The sequence below is a fragment of the Simiduia aestuariiviva genome, assembly GCF_014192475.1.
Classification (GTDB): Bacteria; Pseudomonadota; Gammaproteobacteria; order Pseudomonadales; family Cellvibrionaceae; genus Simiduia; species Simiduia aestuariiviva.
This window is the reverse complement of record NZ_JACHXZ010000004.1, coordinates 633612-649624: the sequence shown is the minus strand read 5'-3', so window position 1 is coordinate 649624 and position 16013 is coordinate 633612. Positions and strand designations below refer to the sequence as shown.

The 16013-nt window shown below is 49.8% G+C and carries 19 protein-coding genes; 1 reads left to right on the top strand and 18 read right to left on the bottom strand.

Annotated elements, in window-relative coordinates; translation table 11 throughout:
• Window positions 1-547: 547 nt before the first annotated feature.
• The 12 genes from FHS30_RS15950 to FHS30_RS15895 form a co-directional block, all read right to left on the bottom strand.
• A complete protein-coding gene (locus FHS30_RS15950; protein ID WP_183911501.1) occupies window positions 548-886 on the bottom strand; it encodes a hypothetical protein in 339 nt (112 codons plus the stop codon).
• 125 nt (window positions 887-1011) lie between these two features.
• Entirely contained in the window at window positions 1012-1374 is a 363-nt protein-coding gene (locus FHS30_RS15945; protein WP_183911500.1) for a DUF6896 domain-containing protein, read from the bottom strand.
• 106 nt (window positions 1375-1480) lie between these two features.
• On the bottom strand, window positions 1481-1840 hold the full coding sequence (locus FHS30_RS15940) for a Ypar14, super integron cassette (RefSeq protein WP_183911499.1): 360 nt from the start codon (window positions 1838-1840) through the stop codon (window positions 1481-1483).
• A gap of 1200 nt (window positions 1841-3040) precedes the next feature.
• Entirely contained in the window at window positions 3041-3433 is a 393-nt protein-coding gene (locus FHS30_RS15935; protein ID WP_183911498.1) for a DUF6228 family protein, read from the bottom strand.
• A gap of 115 nt (window positions 3434-3548) precedes the next feature.
• Window positions 3549-3872 carry a hypothetical protein gene (locus FHS30_RS15930; protein WP_183911497.1) on the bottom strand — a complete coding sequence of 108 codons (324 nt, stop codon included), beginning with the start codon at window positions 3870-3872 and terminating at the stop codon, window positions 3549-3551.
• A gap of 497 nt (window positions 3873-4369) precedes the next feature.
• Entirely contained in the window at window positions 4370-4621 is a 252-nt protein-coding gene (locus FHS30_RS15925) for a hypothetical protein (protein WP_183911496.1), read from the bottom strand.
• A gap of 126 nt (window positions 4622-4747) precedes the next feature.
• The gene (locus FHS30_RS15920; RefSeq protein WP_183911495.1) at window positions 4748-5140 is read right to left on the bottom strand and encodes a hypothetical protein; all 393 of its coding nucleotides are present in this window, start codon (window positions 5138-5140) and stop codon (window positions 4748-4750) included.
• Window positions 5141-5216: 76 nt separating this feature from the next.
• Entirely contained in the window at window positions 5217-5696 is a 480-nt protein-coding gene (locus FHS30_RS15915; protein ID WP_183911494.1) for a hypothetical protein, read from the bottom strand.
• A gap of 88 nt (window positions 5697-5784) precedes the next feature.
• Complete coding sequence (locus tag FHS30_RS15910; protein WP_183911493.1) at window positions 5785-6171, bottom strand: Imm41 family immunity protein; 387 nt, start codon at window positions 6169-6171, stop codon at window positions 5785-5787.
• Between the two features lie 116 nt (window positions 6172-6287).
• Window positions 6288-6626 (bottom strand): hypothetical protein, encoded by a 339-nt coding sequence (locus FHS30_RS15905; protein WP_183911492.1) that lies wholly within the window; start codon window positions 6624-6626, stop codon window positions 6288-6290.
• 118 nt (window positions 6627-6744) lie between these two features.
• Window positions 6745-7131, bottom strand: a complete 387-nt coding sequence (locus tag FHS30_RS15900; protein ID WP_183911491.1) for an ankyrin repeat domain-containing protein — start codon at window positions 7129-7131, stop codon at window positions 6745-6747.
• A gap of 88 nt (window positions 7132-7219) precedes the next feature.
• Complete coding sequence (locus FHS30_RS15895) at window positions 7220-7540, bottom strand: hypothetical protein (RefSeq protein ID WP_183911490.1); 321 nt, start codon at window positions 7538-7540, stop codon at window positions 7220-7222.
• A gap of 316 nt (window positions 7541-7856) precedes the next feature.
• Here FHS30_RS15895 and FHS30_RS15890 point away from each other — a divergent pair, with 316 nt between their 5' ends.
• Window positions 7857-8876: an integron integrase gene (locus FHS30_RS15890; protein ID WP_183911489.1), complete on the top strand. Its 1020-nt coding sequence runs from the start codon at window positions 7857-7859 to the stop codon at window positions 8874-8876.
• A gap of 17 nt (window positions 8877-8893) precedes the next feature.
• On the opposite strand, the gene hldE is transcribed toward FHS30_RS15890, so the two are convergent.
• From hldE to FHS30_RS15860, 6 genes are read right to left on the bottom strand one after another with little or no spacing between them, the layout of a single operon-like run.
• The gene (hldE, locus tag FHS30_RS15885; RefSeq protein ID WP_183911488.1) at window positions 8894-10327 is read right to left on the bottom strand and encodes a bifunctional D-glycero-beta-D-manno-heptose-7-phosphate kinase/D-glycero-beta-D-manno-heptose 1-phosphate adenylyltransferase HldE; all 1434 of its coding nucleotides are present in this window, start codon (window positions 10325-10327) and stop codon (window positions 8894-8896) included.
• A gap of 14 nt (window positions 10328-10341) precedes the next feature.
• Window positions 10342-12123: a lipid A export permease/ATP-binding protein MsbA gene (gene msbA / locus FHS30_RS15880; RefSeq protein ID WP_183911487.1), complete on the bottom strand. Its 1782-nt coding sequence runs from the start codon at window positions 12121-12123 to the stop codon at window positions 10342-10344.
• Window positions 12124-12181: 58 nt separating this feature from the next.
• Window positions 12182-13093, bottom strand: a complete 912-nt coding sequence (rfbD, locus tag FHS30_RS15875; RefSeq protein WP_183911486.1) for a dTDP-4-dehydrorhamnose reductase — start codon at window positions 13091-13093, stop codon at window positions 12182-12184.
• A 42-nt stretch (window positions 13094-13135) separates the two neighbouring features.
• A complete protein-coding gene (locus tag FHS30_RS15870; protein WP_183911485.1) occupies window positions 13136-13885 on the bottom strand; it encodes a lipopolysaccharide kinase InaA family protein in 750 nt (249 codons plus the stop codon).
• Window positions 13886-13896: 11 nt separating this feature from the next.
• The gene (locus tag FHS30_RS15865) at window positions 13897-15024 is read right to left on the bottom strand and encodes a glycosyltransferase family 4 protein (RefSeq protein WP_183911484.1); all 1128 of its coding nucleotides are present in this window, start codon (window positions 15022-15024) and stop codon (window positions 13897-13899) included.
• 58 nt (window positions 15025-15082) lie between these two features.
• Window positions 15083-16012: a branched-chain amino acid transaminase gene (locus tag FHS30_RS15860; RefSeq protein ID WP_183911483.1), complete on the bottom strand. Its 930-nt coding sequence runs from the start codon at window positions 16010-16012 to the stop codon at window positions 15083-15085.
• Window position 16013 lies beyond the last annotated feature (1 nt).

Here is a 16013-nt window from a genome sequence, read left to right as displayed (position 1 = left end):
GCATCTTCATCGGAGATCTTAATATTAAACTCCTCCTCTATTTCCATAAGGAGTTCTACAGTATCAAGCCCCATCTCTTTCCTTCATATAACGCCCGGCTTTGGGGCGGCCGGAGCATAGCGTAGGCCGTCCCGCCGCGTATTTAGCGGCGCACAAGAGCCGCTTGTTATTGGCCGCTGGTATGCAACTGCTACAACGCTGGTAAGCGGAGCGGTAGCGAAGCCAGTGGCGATTTAAGTGGTAAGAATACCTTACCTGACACCTTTTTAAACCCACTTAGGGCAAACCACAATGAAGGCATGCGCTGGCCGATACTGCGGGCCAGTCTATGGCACTAAGAAAGGAACTGCGATGGTGATACAGCACATTCCCTGATGCCGGCATGCCGATCAATGGCACACACTAGAATTCAAATCCATTACTTACCTATCGTGAAAAAGGTAAGGCTCAATAACGCCTTTGTATGGCGCCGGAGTGTAGTTGGCCTTTTTGTGGTACACCTACCACAAAAAGGCCAACGGAACGGCGGTCGCACATGACAAAATTGTTATGCATTTTTTGCTTTTTTGATAATTTCTTCAATATCTCTTTTTTCCAGTTTTAACAGTGCCTCATATGCCGATTTACTTGCTGTTTTATCTCCGTTGCCTTCTCCTGCTACAGTATAACTTCCATTTTTTGGTGCAACTGAAAAGAAAAATGGCATTGCTGGATTGCCTGGGGCACTAACTGCAACTATTGATTTACCGTCACTACAAGCGTACACAAGCCACTTATTCCCACCAAACTCCATGTCTAATGGACCAATTTTACATTCCATTGCATCCGCGAATGATGCTGCCGGCATTAAAAGCAAAAATGCAAAAATTAGATTCTTAAATTTCATATGAGTCCTAATCCCTCGGGTTGCATAACGCTTTGCTAAGGGGCAGCCGAAACGCAGTGTAGGCTGTCCCGCGGAGGCCGCGCCTTTTGCGGCCGGAGTGCACTTGAGCAACTTGTTATATTGCATTAGCTAAGCACCCTTTTAATTGTTTCTTTTGCTAACACTTTATTTTCAAACAGTTGACGGCAGGCGCTGTAATTGAGATTTCCATCGTTATATTGTTTTTCAAACAGAATCTGTAACCGCCAAGGGTCTGGGTCTGGTTTGTCAAAGTCAAAATCTATGCCGCCAACTTCTTCCGTTTTATATACATCGACACCAACTCCATGTGTTACATACATCCAGTTTGTACCAGGAATAGGATTACGACCACGAGGCAAATCTTCAACTTTATCTAAGTTGAATGATTGAACCAATAATTCCTCAGCCCATTTCCTTTGGGCGTACCATAGCGGAATTAGTTGCTTGATTAGCTCTTCGTTGCTCATGTCTTCCTACGCAATATAACGCCCGGCTTTGGGGCGGCGGAGCGACAGCGTAGCCGTCCCGCCGCACGTCTTTTGTGCGGCCACCAAGAGCCGCTTGTTATATGCTTTACCCATATACTGAAATATTGATGCTTGGATTAACACGAACCCTTATGCCAAACGGTATGGACTGCTCGCCATCGTAACGCGATCCAAAACATTTAGATGGAGCGAAATCCAAGTACTCATTGTCATTCTCGAAAGTCCGATGAACACCCTCGCAGTCGATTAACTGCATGGTAAAAAGACTGTGGTTATTACCTAAATTGGTAAGCTCGAATCGAACATCGCCATCATACTGATATATAGTGACCTTTAGTTGTATACCGTCTTTTTCGGCTACATATTGATGCCAAATACCATCACGTTCTACTTCTGGCAAAACTTCCAAGACAGCCAAAACATCAGTTTCATCCCAAACTAGCACGATCTTTCCTTTGGCATATAACGCCCGGCTTTGGGGCGGCCGGAGCGTAGCGTAGGCCGTCCCGCCGCGTATTTAGCGGCGTACAAGAGCCGCTTGTTAATGGAGCCACGGTTTGCACTTGCTACAACGCTGTTAAGCGGAGCGATCGCGCAGCCAGTGTCTGATTTAATGGCAAGAATACCTTACCTGACACCTTTTGAAACCCACTTAGGGCAAACCATAATTTTGGTATGCCCTGGCCAACACTGAAGGCTAACTACTGGCACCGAGAAAGGAACTGCGATGGAGGTACAGCACATTCCCTGATGCCGGCATGCCGATCAATGGCACGCACTTGAATTCAATCCCTTAGCCTATTTACCCTGAAAAAGGTTTGGCTCAATAACGCTCGGCTTTGGGGCGGCCGGAGCATAGCGTAGGCCGTCCCGCCGCGTATTTAGCGGCGCACAAGAGCCGCTTGTTATTGGCCGCTGGTATGCAACTGCTACAACGCTGGTTAGCGGAGCGGTAGCGAAGCCAGTAGCCGATTATTTGGGTAAGAATACCTTACCTGACACCTTTTGAAACCCACTTAGGGCAAACCACAATGAAGGCATGCGCTGGCCGATACTGCGGGCCAGTCTATGGCACTAAGAAAGGAACTGCGATGGTGATACAGCACATTCCCTGATGCCGGCATGCCGATCAATGGCACACACTAGAATTCAAATCCATTACTTAACAATTGTGAAAAAGGTAAGGCTCAATAACGCCCGGCTTTGGGGCGGCCGGAGCGTAGCGTAGGCCGTCCCGCCGCGTATTTAGCGGCGTACAAGAGCCGCTTGTTATTGGAGCCACGGTTTGCACCTGCTACAACGCTGGCAAGCGGAGCGGTAGCGAAGCCAGTGGCGATTTAAGTGGTAAGAATACCTTACCAGACACCTTTTGAAACCCACTTAGGGCAAACCACAATGAAGGCATGCCGTGCACAACCCTGCGAGCAAACTACTGGCACCAAGAAAGGAACTGCGTTGGTGATATAGCACATTCCCTGATGCCGGCATGCCGATCAATGGCACGCACTTGGATTCAATCCCTTAGCCTATTTACCCTGAAAAAGGTTTGGCTCAATAACGCTTTGCTAAGGGGCGGCCGAAACGCAGTGTAGGCTGTCCCGCGGAGGCCGCGCTTTATGCGGCCGGAGTGAACTTGAGCAACTTGTTAAGCATTGAAGAAGGCACGAGCCTCATTTGCCATCTGCTGCAACCGACCAAGTTCTGTGTTTAGATGTACTGTAAGATGCCAATCCTCGCTTCCACCATTCCATTGCGTAAGCTTCACCTGGATAGTTACATGCCCGGTTAAATTGCATGTTACGGCCATTTCAAATTCACCTTCTAGGGATTTCCAGCTCTCAGCCCCATCCCAGGGAGAACTAAACTCACTGAGTTTTGAGAATAAATTGGCAATTCCAAATTCATCAGTATATGTAGTGACTCTTCTAGATGCCTGTACGAATTCTCCGACTACCTCAAAATTAAAGAATTCACCATCACGCTCAGAGAAGATGAACTGCTCATTTGAAGATGAAGATATAATTGGAAATCTACTCATACTTATGATGCTTAACGCCCGCAACAGCGGAATATTTGTAGTGGATTGTTTTGCGGTAGCGTAGCGTTAAACCGCAAAACAAGGAACGGAAACTATTTCCGACTGCTTGCGATTGTTATGCACATGCGTCCACAAATAAATTAACGTTTTTTACGCCTACAATTGATGATTCATTTGACCAAAGGTCAAGTTCTCCGCTTATATCGCCATTTAGCAGCCAGCCCCTACCTACTAGTTGTGCAGCTTGCAAAGCCTCTAACACTACTTCGGCCCAGGAAGTTGCCTTTGTTGGCGCAACAAATGAACAGACAAACCCGCCTTTATGATATGGCTCTATCTTCAGTTCAGTTGCTGAGACCGATAACTTCTCTATGGCTATAGACACAATCCGCTTCGCTTTTTCGGGCGAACCAGCATCCGTAAATATTTTCCAGTGCATTTCTGTTCTTACCATGCATAACGACCGGTTTAGGGGCGGCTGAAGCGAAGCGTAAGCCGTCCCAGCCGCGTCTTTTAGCGGCTGCACTAGAACCGCTTGTTATTGGAGCCACGGTTTGCACTTGCTACAACGCTGTTAAGCGGAGCGATCGCGCAGCCAGTGGCTGATTTAATGGCAAGAATACCTTACCTGACACCTTTTGAAACCCACTTAGGGCAAACCATAATTTTGGTATGCCTTGGCCAACACTGAAGGCTAACTACTGGCACCGAGAAAGGAACTGCGATGGTGATACAGCACACTCCCTGATGCTGGCATGCCGATCAATGGCACGCACTTGAATTCAATCCCTTAGCCTATTTACCCTGAAAAAGGTTTGGCTCAATAACGCCTTGCTAACCGGCAGCCATGTGCGAAGCACGCTTTAGGCTGTCCAGTGGAGGCCGCTTTCTGGCCGGAACGGTGGTTGAGCAACTTGTTATGTGTGGGTGCTGGCACTAACCACCACCCGGCATGCCGCCACCAGATTCTTTAGTATAATCTTGGCCGCTGTCACTAGACCAAAACCTTGGTAAAATACGTTTTGGTACGAGAAGCACCCCTAGCAATGGAATTAACCAAACAGCTAAATATGATAAAGCACGCTCCTTTGATGATGCAGAAGAGCGTGAAATATCAATGGTAACTTTAATGTTCACGTATATTACGAGAAGCAAAAAGATACCTGATATTGCTAGCAAAATTTCCATACTCATTTACACATAACGCCGCCAACAGGGGCAGACAACATGTAGCGCTTTTGTGTTAATTTGGAGCGATAGCGACAACACAAAAGCGCGGAGTGTTGGCTGTCCTAGCCGCTGTTTTTTTTGCGGCTATTCCTGCTTGGCCTTGTTAGCTTTAATTTCTTTAGGAAAACAAGCGTAAAGGGCCGTGATAGCCACCAAAGTATTGTACACACCATATATAGCTACCAATTCAATACGACCTTGGAACATCTTACCTTTATCTAAATAGGAAAGATAAGCTACAACAGCTACTAGCCCAAGTAATGGATATCCTTTTACCTTTGGAAAGACCTCCGGTAAGAACGCAAATATCAAGTAAATAAAGCATAGGAAGATATACAGTGTGACATCACGTTCGCCGCTGTATATCAAAGTGAAAATACAAGCGAAGAATGAATAGATCGTGATGAAAAATCGCAGGTCTATTGATCTGGCGTCTTGACCACGATGCTTTTCAAATGTAAACCCATATCGCTTCATAGTGCCTTCAAGCTAACGCCCGCAACAAACGCGAGCGTAGCGAGTCGAGGGCGATAGCCCGTTTTGGTTGCGCTTGTTACGTATTTTCATAGCTTAACTTTCGGTACATTTTTAAAACCATTTCTCTCTTTATAAGCAGTGCAGCAGCGATACAAAATTGAACAAGCAGCGTAACTAATTCTGCTATAAACCCTTCTTGACTCTTAAAAATCGGGACAAGCGGTGAGGTCATGGCTATGTTTGGAACACGAATTATTGCCTCAAGTAGGAGATATAAGCCAATTAAAAATGTACCTCCTGAAACAATATTCTCTCCGGATACTACAGGCACTTCTATAGATTTATCGGGGAAAACAATATATGCGGTAAGTTTTGAGAATTTCCACAGAAGAAGACCAATAATTATAGGTGCGATAACAGCTAGCACTTGCCAGGCATGATTTGGTCTGAAGGACTCACCATCGAAGATATCGGAAAGAACTAACAGGCTAGAAGCATTACCCAAGATTAAAACTATTGCCAGAATGCGTACAGCTAAAAATGAAAGGTGATTCATGAGTATCCTTTATACGTAACGCCCAAAGCAGCGGCGCGCGTTAGCGCGTCCAGCCCGCAGGGCGATGCTGCCTTTGCTTGTTAACTGTTTATTCTCGATTAGAACGGCCATATTCAAAATACTTTGTTTTTGGCATTTCACCTTTAAAGAAGCCCTCAAATACTAGCTGAAACCTTTCTCTTCTATCGAAAAGCTGTTCATCATCGATGTTTTCGATCTTATACCCATCATTTGGATTAGAGTGACAGCCTATCGTCATCATTACATAGCTGAATATACGCATAAGCCGCCAGACTAGTACTCTGGGTAGTTGATCGGCATCTTTATATCTAGTCGATAACTCATAAAGCTCATCATCTAATTTGAAGTATTCCTCATCAGACCATGCGCACTTTTCATTTAAAGTCCCAGTGAATGAATCATCTTCGTATTCATCACACCAAGGAAAATTGCGATTTATTTGTTCCATGCTCATACAGTTAACGCCAAGTTAACCGGCACAGCAACCGGGAGAGTAGTGTTGCGCAAAAATGCACAAAGTGCATGCGCATAAACGAAACGGAGGTTGCTGTGTCCGTGTTGAACTTTTTGTTATACATTTTTTGCCTTCGAAATTATTTTTTCGATCTTTTCTTTTGGATATTTTACAAGCTCTTCGTAAGCCGACTTACTTGCAGCCTTATCTCCATTCCCTTCTCCGGAAACGGTATACCCCCCGCTCTTTGGACTAACAGAGAAGAAAAATGGCATTGCTGGGTTCCCTGGGGCGCTAACAGCGATAATCGATTTTTCGTCACTGCATGCGTACACCTGCCACTTATTTCCACCAATATCCATGTCAAGGGGGCCGATTTTACATTCCATTGCACCAGCAAATGAAGCCGACGGTAACAGAAATACATATAGAATTGCTGCGATAATTATTTTCATGTAATCGTAATTTCCATGGCATGTATAACGCCCGGCTCACGGGAAAATTTTGCTGGCGGCTTTTTTGCCGCGCAGCGCTAAAAAGGTGACAGTAAAATTTTTCCAGTGGAGCCGCTTGTTAAATTCCATTTTTGAATAGCTCCGGACTTATTTCCATGGGAGATACTCCATGGTTATTTTCTTTGTCGGGGTCTGCTCCGGCTTCTAGTAAAACATGAATTAATTTATTGGAAGAATTTGAGTTCATTGTTGCGACCCATAGCGGTGTGTTGCCATTACATTCAGCTGCGGCAATATCTGCACCAAGATCAATTAGTTCTTTTGCAATAATACTATCGCCTTCCTGTGCAGCAAAATGCAATGGTGACCACCCATTTTTATCTTTCAAATTAACATCTTCACCTGACTCAACAAGCTCCTTCAATATCCTCACCCGATCACCCTCTGGGTAGTCAATACAGAGATAATGAAGTTTAGACCTTTTATATTCGTCGAGTTGGCTCATTGGGCCTCTTTGAATTTAACGCCCGCCACAAAGGCGAGCAACGATTAGTTGCGAGTCCAGCCGCAACGCGGCGATTTGGTGGCGTTTGTTATATTTTGAATTCATGCACAACCCATACCGCAAGTATTATTACTGCCCAAATTGCATAGACCAAAGGCCAAGCGATTCGGAGATACTTACACTTGCTAGCAATGCGCTCATTTGCATGGATTGATTTTTTGCTAAAAGCGTACATTGCGATTGCTATAATATGCCAAGCATAAGGCCAAATAGGCTTAGGCGATCCCAGCCTTTTCCATGTATTAACATCATATTCTCTAAGCTCACATATCAGATCGTGTCTCGTAATCCAGATAGATACATTGAAAGCAAAAAATATAAATCCAGCAGCAACTACATAATCGTTCATAGGAAAATATAACATTTTATTAGTGTGCCGGCACAGTATGCCGGTGGCGCTTAAATCGACATGGTTTAACATTCTGATTTACAACGCTTTATTTGGTGGATCTTAGCACGACAAAAGGAAAGCGTGCGCGCTTGGTATGCTGAATGCGAGTTCTCATATGCATGACATGCACCGCGGGAAGTTGTTGTTTTACCTAGTATTTTTATTTTGTAAGAACAAATATGAGACCTGACGGAACAATATTTTTCATAAAATCTTGCATAATTTAAATATACTGGTTATACATACAGTATAATTCTCGATTGGAGTATCCGCTATGGCCAGCCCTTTTCTGGAATCGGTACGCGCTCAGATGCGAGCACGTGGTTATAGCCTAAGAACAGAAAAAGGTTATTTAACCTGGATTAAGCGCTTTATTTATTTCAACAATAAGCGGCATCCAAGAGAATGTGGGCCAGATGAAATAAAGGCTTTTTTGTCCTGGCTGGCCAATGAGAAACATGTCGCTGTCAATACGCAGAAAACGGCTCTGAACGCGCTGGCGTTTCTGTATAACAAAATACTTGATCAGCCAATTGGCGATATTGAATTCGATCTTGCAAACAAACAGCGCCACCTGCCGGTGGTACTTAGCCCCAATGAAATTGGCGCGGTGATCGCTGCGCTGGCCGGACGTGAACAATTAATTGCCCAGCTTTTGTATGGCAGCGGTTTACGTATCACTGAAGCACTGCGACTAAGGGTTCAGGATATTAATTTTGATCGAATGACAATTACGGTTCACAACGGAAAAGGTAATAAAGACCGTGTCACGTTACTGTGTCCCGAATTGCGTGATGCACTGGAACACCAAATGCGGCTTGGTGTTGCAATTCAAGCGAAGGATGCAGAAAAGGGAATAGGCACTTCGTTACCTCATGCACTGCATAGAAAGCTTCCCAAAGCGGATAGATCGCCTCAGTGGGCTTTTTTGTTCCCCTCGACGAGCTATTGCACGCACCCCTATGGTGGACATGTCTGTCGACACCACTTGCACGATAGTGTAATGCGAAAAGCATTGAAAATTGCAGTTCGGGACGCAGGGATTTGGCAGAAACGGGTGACTTGTCATACGCTGCGCCATTCCTTTGCAACGCATATGTTGCTAGGAGGCGCGGATATAAGAACGGTGCAGGAACTTCTAGGTCACAGCGATGTGAAGACTACACAGATTTATACGCATGTCATTGGCGATCATTTTGCAGGCAGTGCAAGCCCCCTATCTCAACTTTTTGCACTTATACCCCTAGCTAAAATCGATAAAATAGAAGAAACACCTGCGACCTATGTAGCTTAACGGGTAGCGCTGTAATGCTATTCCTTTTCCTGCGCCTGAATTTTTTTAACAATCGCCGTGGTCGACACATTTTCAAAAAAGCTTAACACCTGCACACTACCGCCGTAGGCCTTTACGATTTCATGGCCCACCACTTGATCTTCGGTGTAGTCACCGCCCTTGACGAGCACGTCTGGCTTGATGAGTTTGAGTAGGCGTTCTGGTGTGTCGTCGTCGTAATAGGTAACCCAGTCCACCGCTTCTAAGCCCGCCAATACGGCCATGCGCCGGTCTACAGGATTAATGGGGCGGCCGGGGCCTTTGAGTCGCTTTACGGATTCGTCGGAATTAATGGCGACGATTAAACGGTCACCCAATGCGCGCGTATCTTCCAAATACCCGACGTGACCCGCGTGAATAATATCGAAGCAGCCATTGGTAAAGACGATGCGTTCGCCGGCGGCGCGGGCCTCTTCAATGGCCATGAGCAATTGCTCTTCAGTTAACACGCCCCGCTCGCTGCCCTGCTCTTGTTTGACTGCGCGACGCAATTCGGGCGCGCTGATAGTGGCGGTGCCAAGTTTGCCCACCACGATACCGGCGGCTAAGTTGGCGAGCCCCACGGCTTGGGGCAGCGCTTCTCCGGCGGCCAGGCTGGCAGCCAATACCGAAATTACCGTATCACCGGCACCGGTGACGTCGTAGACTTCGCGCGCGCGCGCGGGCAGGTGCATTTCGGGCATACCCCTGCGCAAAAGCGTCATGCCGTGTTCGCCGCGGGTGATGAGCAGCGCTTGCAATTGAAGTTGATCGAGCAGCGCTAACCCTTTATCCACCAGTGCTTGTTCGGTGTCACAGCGACCAACCACCGTTTCAAATTCATGCAGATTGGGCGTCAGGAGTGTGGCGCCCTGATAGCGCGAAAAATCTGCGCCCTTTGGGTCTACTAGAACCGGCACCTGGTGGCGATTGGCCACCGCAATTAACGCCTGCACATGGTGCAGGCTGCCTTTGGCGTAGTCCGACAAAATCACGGCGCCCATGTGGGGCACAAGCTTTTCCGCTTTGGCAATAAATTCGGAACTGTCGGCAGCGGCATAGGGTGTTTCAAAATCCATGCGCAGCAGTTGTTGGTGGCGACTGACCACGCGCAATTTTGTGATGGTGGGTTTGTCGGTGACGATTTGAAAATCGGTGTGGATGTTAGCGGCATTTAAGCGCGTTTTTAACGCCTCGCCGGCTTCATCTTGACCGACGATGCCAACCAGCGCTGCACCTGCACCCAGCGCCGCAATATTGAGCGCCACGTTGCCGGCGCCACCGGGGCGATCTTCCACTTGCTCCACGTTAACAACCGGTACCGGAGCTTCTGGCGAAATACGCGACGTGCCACCATGCCAATAGCGATCGAGCATCACATCGCCGATAACCAGCACTTGTGATTGTGTGTATTGCGGCATGTTTAACAGCATGGATGGCCTCTGAACTAATCGGTGTCTTCTTCAAATTGCATGGCGTGCAATTTGGCATAGTAGCCTTGCAGTGCAATGAGCTCGGCGTGCGTGCCCTGTTCCACAATGCGCCCGGCATCCATCACCACGATGTGGTCGGCATTTTCAATGGTGGACAAGCGGTGCGCGATTACCAAGGTGGTGCGATCGCGCATTACGGCTTCCAGTGCCGATTGAATGCTGCGCTCAGACTCGGTATCCAGCGCTGACGTGGCTTCATCTAAAATCAGCAGCGGCGCATTTTTGAGTAGCGCCCGCGCAATGGCCAAGCGCTGGCGCTGACCGCCGGATAAGCGCACGCCATCTTCACCGATGAGGGTTTGCATACCCTCTGGCATGGCCTCGATAAATTCTAACGCGTGCGCCGCTTTTGCCGCCGCCATCACTTCTGCTTCACTGGCCGAAGCCAGTGTGCCGTAAGCGATGTTGTTGTAGATGGTGTCGTTGAATAAAGTGACCTGCTGGCTCACCAAGGCGATTTGTTCGCGCAAACTATTGAGGGTGAAATCCTGAATCGGCGTTTCATCCAGTAAAATATCGCCCTCGGTGTGCGGGTAGAAGCGCGGAATCAAACTGGCCAAGGTGGTCTTGCCGCTGCCGGAGCGCCCCACCAGCGCCACGGTTTTGCCCGGCGCAATGGTGAGGTTAATGTCATGCAGTACGCGCTGATCCTTGTCGTAGGCAAAATTTAAATTGCGAATGGTTAACGCGCCGCGCACGCGCTGCACGGCGAGGGTGCCGGTATCTTGCTCCGTCACTTGATCTAGCTGGGTAAAAATAGTGCTGGCGGCGGCAATGCCCTTTTGAATGGTGGAATTTACTTCGCTCAATTGCCGGATCGGTTTGGGGATGAGGGCAGCGGCGGTAATGTAGGCCACAAAAGCACCCGGCTCCGAGGTACCCATAAACGTCAACGCCAAATACACCACAAAGCCCATCGCGATGGCCACCAGAATTTGAATCACCGGCGTGTTTGCGGAACTGGTAAGCGAGATTTTCATGTTCTGCTTGGTGTTGCGCAGCGACGCTTTTTCAAACCGATCTTTTTCGTATTGTTCGCCGCCAAAGGAGCGCATGACGCGGTAGCCGTTGATCATTTCAGAGGCGATGTGCGTCACGTCGCCCATGGACGCTTGCAATTTGGCGGACAGCTTGCGCAAACGCAGCCCCACTTGCCACACAATTAGCCCGATCAGTGGGCCGACGCCGAGAAAAATTAATGTGAGCTTCCAATCTTTGTAAATCAAATAAGACATCAGCGCTATGACGGTCAAGCCCTCACGCACAATCACTTTGAACGCTTCAGTGGCGGCGCCGGTGACCTGTTGCACATTGTAGGTAATGCGCGATATTAAATGGCCGGAGTTATTGTTATCAAAATAACAACCGGGCATGCGCGTCAATTGATCAAACAATTGGCGGCGCAGCATGTGGACGATGGAAAAAGATACGCGCGAAATAAAATAATTGCCGATGAACTGGCCCAGCCCGCGAATGGCAAAAATCGCTACCAGTGCCACCGGCACAATCCAGCGATCTTCGGGCCGGTTGTTGGGTATTGCCTCGTCTATGAGGTATTCCATCACCCACGCATACATGGGTTGAGACACGGCAAAGATTGCGAGCCCCAGAATGCTGATGGCGAACAGGCCGGCATGGGCGCGGACATAACCCAATAGGCGCAAATAAATTTGGCCGGCGGATTGTGATTGCACTTCGTCAGTGCTGATCACCGGCGGTGTGTTCGATTCGTTCATAGTGACTGGTCTAACTAAAAAGTGGCGTTATTCTAGCACGGATGTCTATTCGACAGCCCTAGGGCGCCAAGTTGCGCGCTAGCCCGGCCACGGTTAACTCAACGCCGGCGCGCCAATGGGGCAGCGGGCGGCCCAATCGCTGCGCCAGCTTCTCGGTGCCCAGGGCAGACCACTGGGGGCGCTCGGCAATTGGGCTGACACTGCGCGCCATAAAATCCTGTTGCGTCACGGAGGTCAGCGCGCAATCTGACCCCACTAGGCCCGCCACCTGTGCGGCGGCCAACAGCGCCTCAGCCAATTCATAGCGACTGGCCGCGGCAGTGCCCGACAGATGGTAGAGCCCACCCTCTTCACCCTGCATCAGCGCCGGCACCAATGCCCATACGGTTTGCGCTATGTGGCCCGCATAGGTCGGTGAACCATATTGGTCGCACGCCATGGCTAGCGGTTGCCCAGTGGCGGCCTGCTGGATGATTCGCCGGCCCATATTTTGGGCAAATTCACTAAACACCCAGCTCACACGCAGCACCAAATTGCGCGGGTATTGCAGCGCCGCCCGCTCGCCGGCGAGCTTGGTCTTGCCGTAGTGGTTGACGGGCAGCGGCGGCTCAATTTCGGTGTACAGCGGGGGTTGGCCGCGGGGATTTTTGCCCGCAAAAACGTAGTCGGTGGAAAAGTGAATCAGCGGTATGTCGCGCTCACCACAAGCCTGCGCCAGTTCGGCCACTGCCGCAGCATTGATGCGCGCAGCGAGCTCGGGATTTTGTTCTGCGCCGTCAACCTGGTTATACGCCACGCAATTAATAACCAAGTGCGGATTATGGGCAGCGACTGCATTGGCCAGTGCACCCGGGGTTTCAACATTCACCTGTGTTCGACTGGGCATCACCAACGCGTAGGCAGTCGACCGACTCGCCAACAGCGCTTGCCCCACTTGGCCGGTGGCACCCAAGAGTAAAATGGTTTGCATGGAATTAGTCACCCGCGAATAAAATTTTGCGGCTAAGCATTTTTACATTTTAGCGGGTGCGAGCTGCGCCAACACCCGCTGCCGCAACCCTTGGTAGGTTAATCCCAATTTGCATTCACGCCAGTATTGTTGCAAAAAATATTCGGTGTCGGCGGTTTCAAATTGACTCATACCGCGCATAAAACACGCAAGGTCGTTGACGCTGGCGACGACGGTGCGCCACTGATAACCGAGATGTTCCAGGTGATCAATTTGCACGTGTCGCTGATCATTCATCAAGACGTTAACCGGGTGCAAATTGTGGTGTGCCAACCGTTGGTTGTGCAGCTGTGCAAAGTGCGTGGCCCAGGCATTGAGTAGCGGCTGGCGCGCAGCGAGCGATTGTTCAGGCAATTGTTTTTGTTGCTCGTGGGCGCTGATGTAGCCCGTGGGTTGTGCCACCAGCATCAATGCGCGCCAGCACTGGGTGTCCGGCAGCCGTTGCTCTGCGTAACACACCGCTTGTGTGGTAGGCACGCCGCGCGCTTCGCACAACAAATGGTTTTGATACAGCTCGCGCAATTTGGGTTGCGATTGCCAGAGCCACCCCTTGCGCTGCAACTGATTTTGGCTGATGTAAAGTCGATAGCTTGGACCGTTATTGTCAAACTGGACTTCGGCAGTTTTTTTATCGGACAGTCCATGGCCGGGGATAAAATTAACGTGATGGGCACACCAATCCCACAGGCGGGCAGCATCCATTAAATGATGCTGTTTCAATACGGGCTCAAGATTGGGGTCACAGTGAAACATGGTGCATCTTCCTAGCCAGCGGGTGTCACGCTGCCTTCAATAATGTCTGCGGCCTTGTGGGCCAGTGAATAAATGTCGCGACTGTCGGTAAATTCCAGTGCGTTAATACCCCACTCCATGCGCTCATCGGTGGACAGTGCCTGCACCAACAAGGCGTTAAACGCGTCTTGGCTGTAGGGATAGGGCGCGACCAGTCCGGCATTGGCTTTTTTAACTAAGGGGGCGTAGCCACAGGTAGTGGTGGTCAACACGGGCAGGCCCGAGGCCATCGCTTCGAGCAATACCGTGGCGGTCATATCTTGGTGGGCGGGGTGCACTAACAGATCAGCGCTTTGCATAAACGTAGGTACATCGTCACGCCCGCCAAAGAACATCATTTTATCGGCCACGCCCAATTCGGCTGCTTGCAATACATAGTCATCGGGTTTGTCACCGCCCACGACCCACAATCGCACCCGCGCCTTTAAATCTTCAGGCAGTGCGGCGATGGCCTTGATAAGTCGCTCCAAGCCTTGGCGTTTAAAGCGCGTCATAACGGCTAGCAGCACTAGCCCATTGGGTTTGACGTGCTGCTTGCGACGAAACTCCATTTTGTAGAGTTCGCTTTCGATTGTGGCCTTGCGATCGCTGGTGACACTCGGCGGCAACAAATGCATCCGTTTGACCGCCGCGGGAAATTGATTGGCGAAAATGGCGCGCTGAGCGCTGGACATCAACAGAATGCGCGTTTTCGATTGCGCGCCAAACACGGCCTCTTCACAGGCCGACCAAAATTTGTAGGTGGGGCTCATTTTGTAGACCCAGGTGCAGGTCTCAGCCACTTGCGCTTTGTAACAGCCCTCAGTCACTAGACTGACGTGCAGGCCCGGCATTTTGTTGAAGCCCACATGGCAATCCACGGGAAACTTTTGCAAGTGTGCAGTCACCCAGCGATTGAAAAAATCGTTGCGCTCCTCGGGTACTTTGCTCTTCACCGGCACTTGCACGAAGCGCAGATTATCGGGCGTTTCGCCCTCCCACTGCATGCTATACGCGCGCACTGTGTGCCCACGGCGAATTAACTCGCGCGCGATATTGGCGCAGTGGCGCGCATGGCCCTCAAAGGGCGAGTGGTGGTAAATGCTGAGCGCTATTTCCATGGATAACCGTCATCAGTGATCATTAACGTCAGTGTAATCATAGCGCGCGCGTAGGCCACTAGCCCTTAACCGGCGCCAGCCATTGCGGGTGTTTATTGCCCACACCTTTTACCGCATCAAAATACATGCCTTGCAGCACGGTGGTGATGGGCCCGCGCCGGCCCGCGCCGATAACGCGTCCATCGTGTTCGCGTATTGGCAAAACTTCTGCAGCAGTGCCGGTAAAAAACGCTTCGTCGGCCACGTAGACTTCATCGCGGGTAATGCGCTTTTCTTTAATGGTGTAGCCCGCCTCGGCGGCCAATTGAAAAATTGTGTTGCGGGTAATGCCATCTAAACACGAGGTCAATTCGGGCGTATAAATGATGCCGTCGCGCACCATGAAAAAATTTTCGCCACTGCCTTCGGCCACATAGCCTTCGTTGTCCAACAGCAGCGCCTCTTCACAGCCGCACTCGATGGCTTCGCGCAACGCCAGCATGGAGTTGATGTAGTTGCCGTTGGCTTTGGCTTTGCACATGGAGATATTGACGTGGTGGCGGGTGTAGCTAGAGGTGCGAATTTTGATGCCCTGCTCGCGCGCCTCTGGCGACATATAAGAGGGCCACTCCCACGCGGCTACCATCACATGGGTTTTAAGTTTATCGGCGCGCAGGCCCATGCCCTCGCTGCCTAAAAACGCCATGGGGCGCAGGTAGGCTTCCTCTAAATTGTTTTCACGCACCACCAACTTTTGCGCTTCATTGAGGATATCTTTGCCGTAGGGCATGTCCATGCGCATGATGTGCGCCGAGCGACACCAGCGATCGGTGTGTTCCTGCAAACGGAAAATGGCGGTGCCATGGCTTTCTGTGTGGTAGGCGCGCACGCCTTCAAACACGCCCATACCATAGTGCAGCGTGTGGGTGAGCACGTGCACCTTGGCATCGCGCCAAGGTACCAATTCACCGTCTAACCAGATAACGCCGTCGCGGTCGGCAAAATTCATA

What these genes read in the sequence shown, in the direction of transcription:
- FHS30_RS15950 (WP_183911501.1), bottom strand. Translation starts at nt 886, where the DNA reads ATGAAATTTAAGAATCTAATTTTTGCATTTTTGCTTTTAATGCCGGCA.
- FHS30_RS15945 (WP_183911500.1), bottom strand. Translation starts at nt 1,374, where the DNA reads ATGAGCAACGAAGAGCTAATCAAGCAACTAATTCCGCTATGGTACGCC.
- FHS30_RS15935 (WP_183911498.1), bottom strand. Translation starts at nt 3,433, where the DNA reads ATGAGTAGATTTCCAATTATATCTTCATCTTCAAATGAGCAGTTCATC.
- FHS30_RS15930 (WP_183911497.1), bottom strand. Translation starts at nt 3,872, where the DNA reads ATGCACTGGAAAATATTTACGGATGCTGGTTCGCCCGAAAAAGCGAAG.
- FHS30_RS15925 (WP_183911496.1), bottom strand. Translation starts at nt 4,621, where the DNA reads ATGGAAATTTTGCTAGCAATATCAGGTATCTTTTTGCTTCTCGTAATA.
- FHS30_RS15920 (WP_183911495.1), bottom strand. Translation starts at nt 5,140, where the DNA reads ATGAAGCGATATGGGTTTACATTTGAAAAGCATCGTGGTCAAGACGCC.
- FHS30_RS15915 (WP_183911494.1), bottom strand. Translation starts at nt 5,696, where the DNA reads ATGAATCACCTTTCATTTTTAGCTGTACGCATTCTGGCAATAGTTTTA.
- FHS30_RS15910 (WP_183911493.1), bottom strand. Translation starts at nt 6,171, where the DNA reads ATGAGCATGGAACAAATAAATCGCAATTTTCCTTGGTGTGATGAATAC.
- FHS30_RS15905 (WP_183911492.1), bottom strand. Translation starts at nt 6,626, where the DNA reads ATGAAAATAATTATCGCAGCAATTCTATATGTATTTCTGTTACCGTCG.
- FHS30_RS15900 (WP_183911491.1), bottom strand. Translation starts at nt 7,131, where the DNA reads ATGAGCCAACTCGACGAATATAAAAGGTCTAAACTTCATTATCTCTGT.
- FHS30_RS15895 (WP_183911490.1), bottom strand. Translation starts at nt 7,540, where the DNA reads ATGAACGATTATGTAGTTGCTGCTGGATTTATATTTTTTGCTTTCAAT.
- FHS30_RS15890 (WP_183911489.1), top strand. Translation starts at nt 7,857, where the DNA reads ATGGCCAGCCCTTTTCTGGAATCGGTACGCGCTCAGATGCGAGCACGT.
- hldE (WP_183911488.1), bottom strand. Translation starts at nt 10,327, where the DNA reads ATGCTGTTAAACATGCCGCAATACACACAATCACAAGTGCTGGTTATC.
- msbA (WP_183911487.1), bottom strand. Translation starts at nt 12,123, where the DNA reads ATGAACGAATCGAACACACCGCCGGTGATCAGCACTGACGAAGTGCAA.
- rfbD (WP_183911486.1), bottom strand. Translation starts at nt 13,093, where the DNA reads ATGCAAACCATTTTACTCTTGGGTGCCACCGGCCAAGTGGGGCAAGCG.
- FHS30_RS15870 (WP_183911485.1), bottom strand. Translation starts at nt 13,885, where the DNA reads ATGTTTCACTGTGACCCCAATCTTGAGCCCGTATTGAAACAGCATCAT.
- FHS30_RS15865 (WP_183911484.1), bottom strand. Translation starts at nt 15,024, where the DNA reads ATGGAAATAGCGCTCAGCATTTACCACCACTCGCCCTTTGAGGGCCAT.
- FHS30_RS15860 (WP_183911483.1), bottom strand. Translation starts at nt 16,012, where the DNA reads ATGAATTTTGCCGACCGCGACGGCGTTATCTGGTTAGACGGTGAATTG.